12 protein-coding genes are annotated in these 14,490 nt (G+C 70.5%); 7 read left to right on the forward strand and 5 right to left on the reverse strand.

The genetic code is table 11. The annotated features are described in order from the left end of the window. Window positions 1–20 precede the first annotated feature (20 nt). Complete coding sequence (locus AC3WXD_RS08190; RefSeq protein ID WP_454731933.1) at window positions 21–353, reverse strand: DMT family transporter; 333 nt, start codon at window positions 351–353, stop codon at window positions 21–23. Between the two features lie 267 nt (window positions 354–620). Between AC3WXD_RS08190 and AC3WXD_RS08195 the strand changes: the two genes are divergently transcribed. Continuing rightward, the gene (locus AC3WXD_RS08195) at window positions 621–1,115 is read left to right on the forward strand and encodes a hypothetical protein (RefSeq protein ID WP_454731932.1); all 495 of its coding nucleotides are present in this window, start codon (window positions 621–623) and stop codon (window positions 1,113–1,115) included. Between the two features lie 4 nt (window positions 1,116–1,119). Here the strand turns inward: AC3WXD_RS08195 and AC3WXD_RS08200 are convergent, their stop codons facing one another. Together AC3WXD_RS08200 and AC3WXD_RS08205 are read right to left on the reverse strand one after the other, a co-directional pair. Next, window positions 1,120–2,313 carry a benzoate/H(+) symporter BenE family transporter gene (locus AC3WXD_RS08200; RefSeq protein WP_020423636.1) on the reverse strand — a complete coding sequence of 398 codons (1,194 nt, stop codon included), beginning with the start codon at window positions 2,311–2,313 and terminating at the stop codon, window positions 1,120–1,122. 231 nt (window positions 2,314–2,544) lie between these two features. Continuing rightward, window positions 2,545–3,444, reverse strand: a complete 900-nt coding sequence (locus AC3WXD_RS08205; protein WP_059411382.1) for an amino acid ABC transporter substrate-binding protein — start codon at window positions 3,442–3,444, stop codon at window positions 2,545–2,547. Between the two features lie 743 nt (window positions 3,445–4,187). Between AC3WXD_RS08205 and AC3WXD_RS08210 the strand changes: the two genes are divergently transcribed. Continuing rightward, the gene (locus AC3WXD_RS08210) at window positions 4,188–6,104 is read left to right on the forward strand and encodes an ATP-binding cassette domain-containing protein (RefSeq protein ID WP_029043151.1); all 1,917 of its coding nucleotides are present in this window, start codon (window positions 4,188–4,190) and stop codon (window positions 6,102–6,104) included. 16 nt (window positions 6,105–6,120) lie between these two features. Here AC3WXD_RS08210 and AC3WXD_RS08215 read toward each other — a convergent pair whose 3' ends face one another. Continuing rightward, window positions 6,121–6,255 (reverse strand): hypothetical protein, encoded by a 135-nt coding sequence (locus AC3WXD_RS08215; protein ID WP_020200824.1) that lies wholly within the window; start codon window positions 6,253–6,255, stop codon window positions 6,121–6,123. Further along, entirely contained in the window at window positions 6,255–7,490 is a 1,236-nt protein-coding gene (locus tag AC3WXD_RS08220) for an MFS transporter (protein WP_020200823.1), read from the reverse strand. Before AC3WXD_RS08220 ends, AC3WXD_RS08215 begins: the two co-directional genes overlap by 1 nt. Window positions 7,491–7,805: 315 nt before the next feature. Between AC3WXD_RS08220 and AC3WXD_RS08225 the strand changes: the two genes are divergently transcribed. From AC3WXD_RS08225 to AC3WXD_RS08245, 5 genes are all read left to right on the forward strand, one after another. Beyond that, window positions 7,806–9,797, forward strand: coding sequence for a DNA topoisomerase IV subunit B (locus AC3WXD_RS08225; protein WP_020200822.1), 1,992 nt, complete (start codon window positions 7,806–7,808; stop codon window positions 9,795–9,797). 39 nt (window positions 9,798–9,836) lie between these two features. Continuing rightward, entirely contained in the window at window positions 9,837–10,637 is an 801-nt protein-coding gene (locus AC3WXD_RS08230) for a lytic transglycosylase domain-containing protein (protein WP_020200821.1), read from the forward strand. Window positions 10,638–10,724: 87 nt separating this feature from the next. Next, entirely contained in the window at window positions 10,725–13,073 is a 2,349-nt protein-coding gene (parC, locus tag AC3WXD_RS08235) for a DNA topoisomerase IV subunit A (RefSeq protein WP_492323500.1), read from the forward strand. Between the two features lie 218 nt (window positions 13,074–13,291). Next, window positions 13,292–13,957 (forward strand): chromate transporter, encoded by a 666-nt coding sequence (locus tag AC3WXD_RS08240; RefSeq protein ID WP_454731930.1) that lies wholly within the window; start codon window positions 13,292–13,294, stop codon window positions 13,955–13,957. Next, window positions 13,954–14,487, forward strand: a complete 534-nt coding sequence (locus AC3WXD_RS08245; protein ID WP_020200818.1) for a chromate transporter — start codon at window positions 13,954–13,956, stop codon at window positions 14,485–14,487. The genes AC3WXD_RS08240 and AC3WXD_RS08245 overlap by 4 nt, the downstream gene beginning before the upstream one ends. The last annotated feature ends 3 nt before the right edge of the window (window positions 14,488–14,490 follow it).

Consider the following 14,490-nt stretch of genomic DNA (forward strand, 5'->3'; position numbering starts at 1 on the left):
GCGAGGCGGCGGGCCGCGCCTCAATGCGCCCCCGTCTTCGAAAACAACTGGATCACCGCCACCCCCGCCACGATCAGGCCGATGCCGAGCCATGCGGCGAGGTCGGGGATCTGCCGGTACAGCACGCTGGCGATCAGCGTGACCAGCACGATGCCGGCGCCGCACCAGATGGCGTAGGCGATGCCGACCGGCACGGTCTTCATGACCTGCATCAGCAGGACGAAGGCGGCGACGTAGCCGGCCACCACCAGCAGGCTGGGCCACAGGCGGGTGAAGTTCTCGGAGGCCTTGAGGCTGCTGGTGGCAATGACTTCGGCCACGATGGCGAGGGCCAGGAGGGCGTAGCTGTTCATCGGTCGGGTTTCCTGCATTGGCTGCACGCCGGGTGCGTATTTTCCCACACGCGCGGTGCGCGCCGGCCGGCGGCAGGGCGAGGGCAGGTACGCGTGCCGGGTTTTTGATACCCCTCTTTTGGGTGGTTGTTTGACGATGGCTTGCGGCCTTCAATCGCTGATAAACCCCCTCAGAGGGCTTGCAGGTCGCGGTAGTGCCCGAACCAGCCGGCAGCATGACAAAGCCGGCGGCGGGCGAGTTGTTGGGAAGTCTCTAGGGGGAGCGCCATGAAAGGCGACGAGGAGTTGCAGACCGTCTGGCCGCAAGGGGATGGCGTGGCGGCGGGGCCGGCGGTCTGGCAGAACACGATCGCGGCGGCGGATGTCGCGCTGGAGGAAGCGTCCCGCATCCAGCGCGGCGTGCAGCACAACCTGCGCCTGCAGCAGGAGGTCCGCGCGCTGCGCGAGGAGCTGCGCAAGGCGCATGCCGAGCTGGACCGCTACCGCGGCATGCATGCGCGCGTGGTGGTGGGCATGCGGCAGCTGGAGGAGGACAACGCCGGCGAGGTCAGCCGGCTGCGCGCCGAGAGCGAGATGCTGATGGTGCGCCACCGGGTCTACAAGCTGCTGGCCGAGCACTACGCGCTGACCGCGCTGCGTTTCGATCCCACCGTCTTCGCCGAGCACCGCGACCGCGTGCTGCAGCACATTCTCTTCCAGCGCCGCAAGGGCGCGCCGCTGTCGGGCATCGGCGCCGCCGACATCGGTTTCCTGCTGTTGTAACGACTCAGCCGCCCGCGGGCGCCGCGCGCGGGCGCAGCACCACCAGCGCCAGCATGCCGCCCACCACGCCCCAGAAGGCCGAGCCCACCCCGGCCAGGGTCATGCCGGAGGCGGTGATCATGAAGGTCAGCAGGGCGGCGTCGCGTTCGGCCGGGGTCTGCATGGCCGTGGTCAGCCCGCTGGCGATGGAGCCGAGCAGGGCGAAGGCGGCCACCGCCACCACCAGCGCCTTGGGAAAGGCGGCGAACAGCGCCGCGATGCTGGCGGCCAGCAGCCCCGCCACCAGGTAGCCGATGCCGCAGACCACGGCCGCCGTGTAGCGGCGGTTGCGGTCGGGGTCGGCCTGCGCGCCGGTGCAGATCGCCGCGGTGATCGCGGCGAGGTTGATGCCGTGCGAGCCGAACGGCGCCAGCAGCGCGGAGGCGATGCCGGTCACGGTGATCAGCGGCGAGGCCGCCACGTGATAGCCGTCCGCGCGCAGCACCGCCAGCCCCGGCACGTTCTGCGAGGCCAGCGCGACGATGAACAGCGGCACCGCGATGCTGACGAAGGCCGGCAGCGAGAACGCGGGCGTGGTCCATACCGGCGTGGCCAGCGCGAAGTGGAAGGACTCGAAATGCAGCTGGCCCAGCGCGCCGGCCAGCGCCACGCCGCCGGCCAGCACGCCCGGCACCGCGTAGCGCGGCCACCAGCGCTTGCCGAGCAGGTAGAGCGCGAACATCACCAGCAGCAGCACGGTCTGCTGCTGGGCCTGCACGAAGACGTCGACGCTGATGCGGAACAGGATGCCGGCCAGCAGCGCGGAGGCGATGCTGGCCGGCAGCGCGCGCATGAGCTTGTCGAACCAGCCGGTCAGGCCCGCCGCGGTCATCAGCAGCGCCGCCATCAGGAAGGCGCCGATGGCCTCGGGGTAGGGCACGCCGGGCAGGCTGGCGATCAGCAGCGCGGCGCCGGGCGTTGACCACGCGATGACGACGGGCACGCGCGTGAGCAGCGACAGCCCGATGGTGGTCACGCCCATGCCGACCGACAGCGCCCAGATCCACGAGGCGACCTGCGCGTCCGACAGGTGCGCGGCCTGGCCGGCCTGGATCATCAGCACCAGCGAGCTGGTGTAGCCGGTCAGCATGGCGATCAGGCCGGCGACCAGGGCGGAGATGGACAGATCGGAGAACTTCAGCGGGGCGATAGTTGGCATGGGCAGCAATGCCGCCGGCGCGCGCCGAGGTCGGTGAACCTCCGCGTGGCGCGGCAGCAACAGGAAAGCGGACCGGGAAGGCCTGGAAACAGCCGGAAGCAGCCGGAAGCAGCCGGAAGCAGCCGGGGAAACCAGCGTCCGGGCCGCCATCTTCGCACGAGTCCCGCCTTTTGGGTCCGCGGCGCGGCGCCGGCGCTACGTGACGCTACACGACGCGGCGCGGCAGGCCGTCTAGTCGGCCACCTTGTCGCTCGGGAACTTGAACGAGTCGCGCAGCAGGTAGCTCATCGGTATGTCCAGGTTGACCCCCTGCGGCGGGATCGGCGACTGGAACCATTTCTTGTAGAGCTTCTGCGTGTCCTGCGAATAGATCGAGTCGACCATCGCCTTGTCCACCAGGCGCTTGAACTCGGCGTCGTGGCGCGACAGCATGATGGCGTAGGGCTCGATCGTCAGCAGTTCGTTGGTGACGGTATAGCTGGCCGGGTTCCTGGCGTTGGCGCGCAGGCCGTAGAGCAGCACGTCGTCCATGACGAAGGCGTCGGCCTTGCCCTGCTCGACCATGCCGAAGGCCTCGGCGTGGTCCTTGGCTTCCACCACCTTCAGCTGCATCGCGCCCGAGCCGTTGATCTGACGGATCACCACCAGCGAGGTGGTGCCGGTGGTGGAGACCAGGGTCTTGCCGCGCAGGTCGGCGAGCTTGCGGATGCCGGAGTCGGTCCTGACCAGCATGCGGATGCCGGCGATGTAGTGCGGGATGGTGAAGGCCACCTGCTCGCGCCGCTCGCGCGTGTTGGTGGTCGAGCCGCATTCGAGGTCGGCCTTGCCGTCGACGATGGCGGCGATGCGGTTGGCCGGCGTGACCGGCACGTATTCCACCTTCAGGCCCGGCATCTTCAGCGCGGTGCGCAGCGAGTCGGCCACGCGCAGGCAGAGGTCGATGGCGTAGCCGTAGGGCTTGCCGTCGGCCACGAACGAGAACGGCACCGAGCTCTCGCGGTGCGCCAGGCGCAGCACGCCGGTCTGCTGGATGCGCTGCAGCACCGGCGAGGCGGAGGACTGGGCCGCCGCGGGGCGCGCGCCTCCGGCCAGGCACAGCGTCAGGAAAAGAACGGGCAGGAGAGGCAGCATGCGGCCCCGGGCCGGCGCGCGCGCCGGCCGGGCGTCGCGCGGTTGCTGCGAACGCGGATGGATCATGGTATTCCCCGTGCAAAAAAGCTACTGGAACCAGCTTTCGCTGGAAGAAGCACTGGTTGGCGTTGGGTCGCCCGCACCGGTTCTATGCCGGTTCTTCTCTGTGTTGCTGCCGTCTGTTGCTGCCGTCGTGCCGCGGCTTGCGTGACCGGCGGCCATTGTTTCATGGCCGCATGCGGATCGACAATACGCGCCGCGCGGAGTGTTGCGCGGCGAGCAACAGCGCACCAAAACGGGGTCCGGAAGCGGCTGCCGGCGCCGCGGCGCACCCGCGGCGAACCTTGCCCGCGGACCCCGCGCGCGGACGCCGCACATGCCCCGGGCTTTCCCTTGGCGGGGCTTTCCCTTACGGATTTGTCCGACTGGAGTGCCGGGAGGGGCCTTGCTATCCTGCATTCGTGCCTTGCGAGCAGGGCACCGAGGAGAGACTCTTGGGCCCGCGCCAGCGCGGGCCCTTCTTTTTTGCGCGCGCGTTTGTTTTTTGCGCGCGCGCCGGCGGGCATCCCCGGGGCCGCCCGCCGGCGCATGCCACCGGGCGCGCCGCCGCGCTGGTCTACAATGCCGGCTACCCGGCAGGCCGGCGCCCGCGCCCGCGCGCCCGGCAGCGCCGCCAGTCACCCCGGCGCGCCCGCGCCGGCACGCCTGCCTCCCCCTCTGTCTTTCTTTTCGTATTGCTGCTCATGGCCCTGTTTTCGATTTCCGACGCCCAGCTCGCCTTCGGGCATGTGGCCTTGCTCGACCATGCCGACTTCTCGCTCGAAGCCGGCGAGCGCGTCGGCCTGATCGGCCGCAACGGCTCGGGCAAGTCCTCGCTGCTCAAGATCGTGGCCGGCCTGTCGGCGCCGGACGACGGCCTGATCGCGCGCCAGAGCGGCGTGACCTCGGCCTATGTGCCGCAGGAGCCGCAGTTCGCGCCGGGCCAGCCCGTCTTCGACGCGGTTTCGCAAGGCCTGGGCCAGGTCCACGACCTGCTGGCCGCCTACGAGGCGGCGCTGGCCGCGCTCGACGACCACCACGACGAAGCCGCGCTGGCCGAGCTGCACCGCCTGCAGTCGGAGGTCGACGCCGCCGGCGCCTGGCAGGTGCGCACGCGCGTGGAAACCACGCTGGCGCAGCTCGGCCTGCAGGCCGACGTGCGCGTCGATTCGCTCTCGGGCGGCATGCAGAAGCGCGTGGCGCTGGCGCAGGCGCTGGTGGCCGAGCCCGACATCCTGCTGCTCGACGAGCCCACCAACCACCTCGACGTGGAAGCCATCCGCTGGCTCGAAGACCTGCTGCTGGCGTTCCGCGGCAGCGTGCTGCTGATCACCCACGACCGCGCCTTCCTCGACCGCGTGGCCACCCGCATCGTCGAGCTCGACCGCGGCCGGCTGGTGTCCTTCCCCGGCAACTTCGCCGCCTACCAGACGCGCAAGGCCGAGCAGCTGGCCGCCGAGCAGGTCGAGCAGGCCAAGTTCGACAAGCTGCTGGCGCAGGAGGAAGTGTGGATCCGCAAGGGCGTGGAGGCGCGCCGCACGCGCAGCGTGGCGCGCATCCAGCGCCTGGTGACGATGCGCAGCGAGCGCGCCTCGCGGCGCGACGTGCAGGGCAACGTCAAGCTGGAGGTGTCGCAGGGCGAGCGCTCCGGCAAGATCGTGGCGGAACTGACCGACGTCAGCAAGGCCTTCGGCGACAAGGTGGTGGTGCGCGATTTCACCGGCACCATCATGCGCGGCGACAAGGTCGGCCTGATCGGCCCCAACGGCGCCGGCAAGACCACGCTGCTGCGCCTGATCCTGGGCGAGCTGGCGCCGGACAGCGGCACCGTCAAGAACGGCAGCAACATGCAGGTGGCCTATTTCGACCAGATGCGCGCCCAGCTCGACCTGGAGCGCTCGCTGGCCGACACCATCAGCCCGGGCAGCGACTGGGTCGAGATCAACGGCCAGCGCAAGCACGTGATGAGCTACCTGGGCGACTTCCTGTTCGCGCCCGAGCGCGCGCGCTCGCCGGTCAAGTCGCTGTCCGGCGGCGAGCGCAACCGCCTGCTGCTGGCGCGCCTGTTCGCGCGCCCGGCCAATGTGCTGGTGCTCGACGAGCCCACCAACGACCTCGACATCGACACGCTGGAGCTGCTCGAGGAACTGCTGCAGGACTACAGCGGCACCGTGTTCCTGGTGTCGCACGACCGCGCCTTCCTCGACAACGTGGTGACGTCCACCATCGCCGCCGAGGGCGACGGCCGCTGGCGCGAGTACGTGGGCGGCTATTCCGACTGGCAGGTGCAGTCGAAGCGCAGCGCCGCCATGCAGGAAGCGCAGTCCGGCGAGCGCAAGCCCGCCGAGGCGGCCAGGCCGCGCGAGGCGCGCGCCCCGGCGCGCGTCAAGCTGTCGTACAAGGAGCAGCGCGAGCTGGACGGCCTGCCCGAGCGCATCGCCGCGCTCGAGGCCGAGCAGAAGACCGTGGCCGGGCAGCTCGCGGACGGCTCGCTCTACGCCAGCGATCCGGCGAAGGCGGCGCTGCTCGGCACCCGCCACGACGAGATCGAGATGGAGCTGCTCACGGCGCTGGAGCGCTGGGAAGTGCTGGAAGCCAAGACCAAGGGCGAGGCGCAGTAGGCGCCGCGCGCGGCCCTCAGCCGCACCACGCCAGCACCATATTGGTCAGGTCCACCATGAAGCCCGGCCGCAGGTAGGCCAGGAAGGCCAGCGCCAGCACCGCGGCGGCCGCCGCGAAGCCGGTTGCGCGCAGGACGGCCGCGCGTGCCATCACGCCGCCGCCGCCCGCGGGCGCGCGATGGCGTGCTCGCGGATCGGCAGGTTGACCAGCGCGGCCATCACGCCCAGCCCGATGGCGATCAGCCACACCGTGTCGTAGCTGCCGGTGCGGTCGTAGAGGAAGCCGCCCAGCCACGCGCCCAGGAAGCTGCCGATCTGGTGCGAGAAGAACACCACGCCGGACAGCATCGACAGATACTGCACGCCGAACACCTGGGCGATGATGCCGTTGGTCAGCGGCACCGTGGACAGCCACAGGAAGCCCATCAGCGCGGCGAACACCCAGGTGCTGGCGGTGGTGAGCGGCAGCAGCAGGTAGGCGGCGATCACCACCGAGCGCGCGATGTAGATGGCCGACAGCAGGTAGCGCTTGGGCATGCGCTGGCCCAGCGCGCCCGCGCTGTAGGTGCCGAACACGTTGAACAGGCCGATCAGCGCCAGCGCCACGGTGGCGATCTTCGGGTCGGCCAGGCCGCGGTCCTTGAGGTAGGGCGCCAGGTGCACGCCGATGAACACCACCTGGAAGCCGCACACGAAGTAGCCCAGCGTCAGCAGCTGGAAGTTGCGGTTGCCGAAGGCCTCGCGCACGGCCTGGCCGATGGTCTGCTGGAAGCCGCCGGCATGCGCCGCGGCGCGCGGCTCGCGCAGGCTGAAGGCCAGCGGCAGCATCAGGCAGGCCAGCACCGCCAGCACGAACAGCGCGTTCTGCCAGCCGGCGGCGGAGATCAGCGTCTGCTCGACCGGGATCATCAGGAACTGCCCGAACGAGCCCGCGGCGGCGGCGATGCCCATCGCCCAGACGCGCTTCTCGGCGCTGGCCACGCGCCCGATCACGCCGTACACCACGCTGTAGGTGGTGCCCGACTGGGCGAGGCCGATCAGCACGCCGGCGCCCGACGCGAACGCGGTGCCCGAGCCGGCCAGCGCCATCACCAGCAGGCCGGCCACGTAGAGCGCCACGCCGGCCAGCATGATGCGCAGCGCGCCGAACTTGTCGGCCAGCGCGCCGGTGAACGGCTGGCTCAGGCCCCACATCAGGTTCTGCAGCGCCAGCGCGAAGGCGAAGGTCTCGCGGCCCCAGCCGTGGGCCTGGGTGATCGGCAGGTTGAACAGCCCGAAGCCGTGCCGGATGCCCATCGACAGCGTGACCAGCAGGCCGCCGCAGATCAGCACGGTAGTGAGGGAAAGGGGTTGCCGCCGCGCGGCGTCCTGCGTGGTGTGCTGCATCTTGGCGTGCGTCTCCTGGCGCGGTGTGTTGTTCTGGTCTGGTCCCGCCGGCGCGCCTGGCCTCGTCCCGGGCCGCTGGCTGCACCGAAGCGGTGCGGGCAAGTTTAACCCGCATCCGCGCCTCGCGCCGGGGCCCGCGCCGGCCGTTAATGTGCTCTATCTGTCACGATGGCGGGTGGCGCGCAGGCAATGCGAATGGCGGCGAGAGCGCCGCGCGCTTCCATTACAATGCAGGCTGCCCGGCCACCCTGGCTGGCGCGCGGCAACCGCCGCCGCGCCGGGCCTGGCCGAGAATCCCACTAAGCAAGCGACTCCATGGCGAGCAAAACCAGTCAGTACAGCGAATCTTCCATCCGGGTCCTCAAGGGCCTGGAGCCGGTCAAGCAACGGCCCGGCATGTACACCCGTACCGACAACCCCCTGCACATCGTGCAGGAGGTGATCGACAACGCCTCGGACGAAGCCCTCGGCGGGCATGGCTCCGAAATCATGGTGACGCTGCACCGCGACGGCAGCGTCAGCGTGGAGGACGACGGCCGCGGCATCCCGGTGGGCATCCATCCGGAAGAGAAGGTGCCGGTGGTGGAGATCGTCTTCACGCGGCTGCACGCGGGCGGCAAGTTCGACAAGGGCAAGGGCGGCGCCTATGCGTTCTCGGGCGGCCTGCACGGCGTGGGCGTGTCGGTCACCAACGCGCTGTCCACGCGCCTGGACGTGGCGGTCTGGCGCGACGGCAGCCATGCCACGCTGACCTTCTCCGGCGGCGACGTCACCGTGCCGCTGGCCACGCGCAAGCTCGAGCGCGGCGAGAAGAAGAACGGCACGCGCGTGCAGGTGTGGCCGGACGCCAAGTATTTCGACTCCGCCACCATTCCGCTGGCCGAGCTGCAGCGCCTGCTGCGCAGTAAGGCCGTGCTGCTGCCGGGCGTGAAGGTCACGCTGCTCAACGAGAAGAACGGCGAGCGCCAGACCTGGCAGTACGACCAGGGCCTCAAGGGCTACCTGGTGGAAGCGCTGGCGCAGGGCAGCGGCGCCGAGCTGGTGGTGCCGATGTTCGAGGGCGAGCATTTCGCCGACCCCGACGCCAACCCGGCCGAAGAGGGCTTCGCCGAAGGCGAGGGCGCCTCGTGGGTGGTGGCCTGGACCGAGGACGGCGCGCCGGTGCGCGAGTCCTACGTCAACCTGATTCCCACGCCGGCCGGCGGCACGCACGAGTCCGGCCTGCGCGAAGGCCTGTTCCAGGCCGTCAAGAGCTTCATCGAGATGCACGCGCTGCAGCCCAAGGGCGTCAAGCTGATGAGCGAGGACGTGTTCGCGCGCGCCTCGTTCGTGCTGTCGGCCAAGGTGCTGGACCCGCAGTTCCAGGGCCAGATCAAGGAGCGCCTGAACAGCCGCGACGCGGTGCGCCTGGTGTCCACCTTCAGCCGCCCCGCGCTGGAGCTGTGGCTCAACCACCATGTCGAGTACGGCAAGAAGCTGGCCGAACTGGTGATCCGCCAGGCGCAGGCGCGCACGCGCGCCGCGCAGAAGGTGGAGAAGAAGAAGGGCTCGGGCGTGGCCGTGCTGCCCGGCAAGCTGACCGACTGCGAATCCACCGACGTCACCCGCAACGAGCTGTTCCTGGTCGAGGGCGATTCCGCCGGCGGTTCGGCCAAGATGGGGCGCGACAAGGAATTCCAGGCCATCCTGCCGCTGCGCGGCAAGGTGCTCAACACCTGGGAGACCGAGCGCGACCGCCTGTTCGCCAACAACGAGGTGCACGACATCGCGGTGGCGATCGGCGTGGACCCGCACGGCCCCGGCGACGAGCCCGACCTGTCCAACCTGCGCTATGGCAAGATCTGCATCCTGTCCGACGCGGACGTGGACGGCGCGCACATCCAGGTGCTGCTGCTGACGCTGTTCTTCCGCCACTTCCCCAGGCTGATCGACAACGGCAACGTGTGCGTGGCGCGTCCGCCGCTGTACCGCGTGGACGCGCCGGCGCGCGGCAAGAAGCCGGCGCAGAAGCTCTACGCGCTCGACGACGGCGAGCTGCTGGCGATCCAGGACAAGCTGCTCAAGGACGGCGTCAAGGAAAACACCTGGCAGATCTCCCGCTTCAAGGGCCTGGGCGAGATGAACGCCGAGCAGCTGTGGGAAACCACCATGAACCCGGACACGCGCCGCCTGCTGCCGGTGGCGCTGGGCAACTTCGACCTGCCGCAGACCGTGGGCGTGATGAACATGCTGATGGGCAAGGGCGAGGCGGCGCAGCGGCGCACCTGGCTCGAGGAGCGCGGCAACGAGGTGGTGGCCGACATCTGACGCGGCCCGTTCGAGACCAGCAAGACGCGAGGAAAGCCGATGGCGAAGACAAGCAGACCTGACCACAGCGCATGGCGGCGATGGCTCGCCGCCGGCCTGCTGCTGGCCGGCCTGGCGTGCGCCCCGGCGGCCAACGCGGCGCTGTACGGCTACATCGACGACGACGGCGTGGCGCATTTCTCCGACGAGAAGCTCGACGAGCGCTACACGCTGTTCATGAAGAACGGCGGCGAGCTGCGCAGCCCGTCGCTGGGCCGCGCGGGCGCGGCCGACATTGCCGGCGCGGCCGGCGCGCTCGACCTGGAGACGCACAAGCTCTACCGCTACGTCGTCAACCACCCGAACATCGCCACGGTCGAGCCCATCATCCGGCAGGTGGCGCAGGCGCAGAACGTGGACCCGGCGCTGGTCAAGGCGGTGATGGCGGTGGAGTCGGGCTTCAATCCCGGCGCGGTCTCGCCCAAGGGCGCGATCGGGCTGATGCAGGTGATCCCCGACACCGGCGCGCGCTTCGGCGTGGCCGCCGACGCGCGCCGCACGGTGGAGCAGAAGCTGGCCGACCCGCGCATCAACATCTCGGCCGGCGTGCGCTACCTGCGCTGGCTGATGGAGCTGTTCCCCGGCAACCTGGAACTGGTGCTGGCCGCGTACAACGCGGGCGAGGGCGCGGTGCAGCGCTACAACAACGCGATCCCGCCGTTTCCGGAGACCCGGCAATATGTCAGCACGGTGCTGCAGTTCTACCGTTTCTACCGGCCGGGCGGCATGCCGCCCGCCGTGGCCGGCGGCGGCGTGAGCCGCGTGAAGATGGTGATAGGCGGGCGCCGCAACATGCCCTGACCGCCGCACGCACAACCCGAACGATCGCGCACAACATGCAACCGGCACGCCACGCAGCAGACAGGCGCGCCGTCTTCTTGCCAATCCATGGAACAACAAGACTCTCTGTTTGACCCAGGTGCGCCCGATGGCGGCGCCGACTCGCTGACGCTGGCGCACTACGCCGAGCGCGCCTACCTCGACTACGCCATCAGCGTGGTCAAGGGGCGCGCGCTGCCGGAAGTGGCCGACGGCCAGAAGCCGGTGCAGCGCCGCATCCTGTTCGCCATGCACGAGATGGGCCTGCGCGCCGACGCCAAGCCGGTCAAGTCCGCGCGCGTGGTGGGCGACGTGCTCGGCAAGTACCATCCGCACGGCGACCAGTCCGCCTACGACGCGCTGGTGCGCCTGGCGCAGGACTTCTCGCTGCGCTACCCGCTGATCGACGGCCAGGGCAACTTCGGCTCGCGCGACGGCGACGGCGCCGCGGCCATGCGCTACACCGAGGCGCGCCTCACGCCGATCGCGCGCCTGCTGCTCGACGAGATCGACCAGGGCACGGTGGATTTCATCCCCAACTACGACGGCTCGATGGAGGAGCCCAGGCTGATGCCCGCGCGGCTGCCGCTGGTGCTGCTCAACGGCGCCTCGGGCATTGCCGTGGGCATGGCCACCGAGGTGCCGCCGCACAACCTGCGCGAGGTCGCCGCGGCCACCGTGGCGATGATCCGCAACCCCAACATCACGCTGGCCGAGCTGCTGGCGCTGATGCCCGGGCCCGACTATCCGGGCGGCGGCCAGATCATCTCGCCGGCGGCGGACATCGCGCAGATCTACGAAAGCGGGCGCGGCAGCCTCAAGGTGCGCGCGCGCTGGATCATCGAGGACATGGCGCGCGGCCAGTGGCAACTGGTGGTGACCGAACTGCCGCCGAGCACCTCGGCGCAGAAGGTGCTCGAGGAAATCGAGGAGATCACCAACCCCAAGGTGCGCGCCGGCAAGAAGTCGCTCACGCCCGAGCAGCTGCAGCTCAAGCAGGGCATGCTGGCCGTGCTCGACGCGGTGCGCGACGAGTCCGGCAAGGACGCGCCGGTGCGCCTGGTGTTCGAGCCCAAGAGCAAGAACATCGAGCAGCAGGAATTCATCCAGACGCTGCTCGCGCACACCAGCCTGGAGTCGGGCGCGTCGATCAACCTGGTGATGATCGGCACCGACGGCCGGCCGCGCCAGAAGGGCTTGCCGGAGATCCTGCGCGAGTGGATCGCGTTCCGCTTCGACACCGTCACGCGCCGCACGCGCCACCGCCTGGGCAAGGTCGAGGACCGCATCCACATCCTCGAAGGCCGCATGCTGGTGCTGCTCAACATCGACGAGGTGATCCGCATCATCCGCGAGAGCGACGAGCCCAAGCCGGCGCTGATGCAGGCCTTCGGCCTGTCCGACCGCCAGGCCGAGGACATCCTGGAAATCCGCCTGCGCCAGCTGGCCCGGCTCGAAGCGCTGCGCATCGAGAAGGAGCTGCAGGAGCTGCGCGAGGAACAGGCCGACCTCGACGTGCTGCTCAAGTCCGAGACCATGATGCGCCGGCGCATCATCAAGGAGATCGAGACCGACGCCAAACAGTTCAGCCCCGAGGACAAGGACCCGCGCCGCACGCTGATCCAGGAAGAGCGCCGCGCCGCCGCCGAGGTGCGCGTGGTGGACGAGCCCGTCACCGTGGTGATGTCGCAGAAGGGCTGGGTGCGCACGCGCCAGGGCCACGGCCACGACGCGCAGCAGTTCACCTTCAAGGCCGGCGACGCGCTGTACGGCACCTTCGAGTGCCGCACCGTCGACGTGATGCTGGTGTTCGGCACCAACGGCCGCGTCTACACCGTGCCGGTGGCCGGCCTGCCCGGCGGGCGCGGCGACGGCGTGCCCGTGACCACGCTGATCGAGCTGCAGGCGGGCACGCAGATCGCCCACAGCTTCGCCGGCGGGCTCGACCAGCGCATGCTGCTCGCCACGCGCGGCGGCAACGGCTTCCAGACCAGGGTCGGCGACATGGTCAGCCGCCAGAAGGGCGGCCGCGCCTACCTCACGCTGGACGAGGGCGACGCGCCGCTGGAGCCGGCGCCGCTCGGCGAGGAAGCCACGCACGTGGCCTGCCTGTCCGCCAACGGCCGCTTGCTGCTGGTGGCGCTCGACGAGATCAAGTCGCTCTCGGCCGGCGGCCGCGGCGTGATCCTGATGGAGCTCGAGCCCAAGGAAACGCTGCAGCAGGCCATCGCCGTGGGCGCGCCGGGGCTGGTGCTGTCCGGCGCCGGGCGCGGCGGCAAGCCGGCCTCGCAGAAGCTGGCCGGGCAGAACCTGATGCAGTACATCGGCAAGCGCGCCCGCAAGGGCCGCGTGCTCGAGGCCAGGCTCAAGGACCCGCGCATCGACCCGGTGAAGGTCGAGCCGCCCGCCGGCGGCTGAGCGCGCCGGCCCGTTGCATGTAGTTCCCGCAGTTCCCGCAGTTCCTGCAGTTCCCCTCTCCCGCTCGCGGGAGAGGGGCAGGGGGAGAGGGCCGGCGGCGCCACGAAGTCCGCGTCCGAGCGGTCCGCCAGCGCCCGGCCTTCTCCCCCGGCCCCGCGCCCGTTGCCTGGGCGCGGGGAGAACCCTCCGATTCTCCGCTTTGCTGCCTGGTCCGAGACATGCCAGTTCCCCCGCCCCCGAGCGCCGCCCTCGCGCCGCTCCCCACGCCCCGCCACCTGTTCATCGAGTTCGCCCGCATGGGCCTGTCCGGCTTCGGCGGCGTGCTGCCGTTCGTGCGGCGCGCGGTGGTGGAGCGCAACCGCTGGCTCGACGACCGCGAGTTCGTCGAGCTGCTCAGCATGGGGCAGGTGCTGCCCGGCCCCAACGTGATCAACGTGGCGCTGATGATGGGCCTGCGTTTCGCCGGCCTGCGCGGCGCGCTGGCCGCGTTCGCCGGGCTGGTGATGGTGCCGATGGTGGTGGTGCTGTCGGCCATGCTGCTGTACGAGCACTACCGCGACGTGGCCGCGGTGCAGCGCATGCTGGCCGGCATGACGGCGGTCTCCGCCGGGCTGATGCTGTCCACCGGCTTCAGGCTGGCGCAGAGCCAGTCGCCGACCGTGCGCGGCCTGCTGGTCGGCGTCGCGGCGTTCGCCGCCATCGGCCTGCTGCGCTGGCCGCTGGTGCCGGTGATGGCGGTGCTGGTGCCGCTCGGCCTGCTGCTCGAATGGCGCGCCGAGGGGCAGGCGCTGCGGCTGGCGGCCGAGGCCGCCGCGCCGCAGGCGCCGCCCGCGCCGGCGCAGCCGCCCGGAACCGACGGCGCCGCCGGGGAGCCGCGCGCATGAACCACCATCCCACCGTGCTCGGCAGCTTCTTCACCCACTTCCTGCTGCTGTCCTTCCTGTCGATCGGCGGCGCCGCCACCACCATCCCCGACATGCACCGCTTCCTGGTGGAGGCGCACGGCTGGATGAGCGACGCGCAGTTCTCCGCCATGTATGCGATTTCCCAGGCCTCGCCCGGGCCCAACGTGCTGTTCGTGGCGCTGTTCGGCTGGCAGATCGGCGGGCCGGCCGGCGCCATCGCCGGCATGATCGCCATCTGCGGGCCGTCCAGCCTGATCGCGCTGGGCTTCGAGTATTTCGCCGGGCGCGCGCCGCAGGCGCGCTGGCCGGGCCTGATCCGGCGCGGCCTGGCCACGCTGACCATCGGCCTGCTGTGCTCGTCGGGCTGGGTGCTGGCGGCCAGCGTGGACCACCGCTGGAGCGCGGTGGCGGTGACGCTGCTGACCATCTTCCTGATGCTCAAGACGCGCGTGCACCCGCTGATGCTGGTGGCGCTGGGCGCGGGCGCGGGGCTGCTCGGGCTGGTCTAGCGG

It is taken from the genome of Cupriavidus sp. FW216-B1 (assembly GCF_058789195.1).

What these genes read in the sequence shown, in the direction of transcription:
- AC3WXD_RS08190 (WP_454731933.1), bottom strand. Translation starts at nt 353, where the DNA reads ATGAACAGCTACGCCCTCCTGGCCCTCGCCATCGTGGCCGAAGTCATT.
- AC3WXD_RS08195 (WP_454731932.1), top strand. Translation starts at nt 621, where the DNA reads ATGAAAGGCGACGAGGAGTTGCAGACCGTCTGGCCGCAAGGGGATGGC.
- AC3WXD_RS08200 (WP_020423636.1), bottom strand. Translation starts at nt 2,313, where the DNA reads ATGCCAACTATCGCCCCGCTGAAGTTCTCCGATCTGTCCATCTCCGCC.
- AC3WXD_RS08205 (WP_059411382.1), bottom strand. Translation starts at nt 3,444, where the DNA reads ATGCTGCCTCTCCTGCCCGTTCTTTTCCTGACGCTGTGCCTGGCCGGA.
- AC3WXD_RS08210 (WP_029043151.1), top strand. Translation starts at nt 4,188, where the DNA reads ATGGCCCTGTTTTCGATTTCCGACGCCCAGCTCGCCTTCGGGCATGTG.
- AC3WXD_RS08215 (WP_020200824.1), bottom strand. Translation starts at nt 6,255, where the DNA reads ATGGCACGCGCGGCCGTCCTGCGCGCAACCGGCTTCGCGGCGGCCGCC.
- AC3WXD_RS08220 (WP_020200823.1), bottom strand. Translation starts at nt 7,490, where the DNA reads ATGCAGCACACCACGCAGGACGCCGCGCGGCGGCAACCCCTTTCCCTC.
- AC3WXD_RS08225 (WP_020200822.1), top strand. Translation starts at nt 7,806, where the DNA reads ATGGCGAGCAAAACCAGTCAGTACAGCGAATCTTCCATCCGGGTCCTC.
- AC3WXD_RS08230 (WP_020200821.1), top strand. Translation starts at nt 9,837, where the DNA reads ATGGCGAAGACAAGCAGACCTGACCACAGCGCATGGCGGCGATGGCTC.
- parC (WP_492323500.1), top strand. Translation starts at nt 10,725, where the DNA reads ATGGAACAACAAGACTCTCTGTTTGACCCAGGTGCGCCCGATGGCGGC.
- AC3WXD_RS08240 (WP_454731930.1), top strand. Translation starts at nt 13,292, where the DNA reads ATGCCAGTTCCCCCGCCCCCGAGCGCCGCCCTCGCGCCGCTCCCCACG.
- AC3WXD_RS08245 (WP_020200818.1), top strand. Translation starts at nt 13,954, where the DNA reads ATGAACCACCATCCCACCGTGCTCGGCAGCTTCTTCACCCACTTCCTG.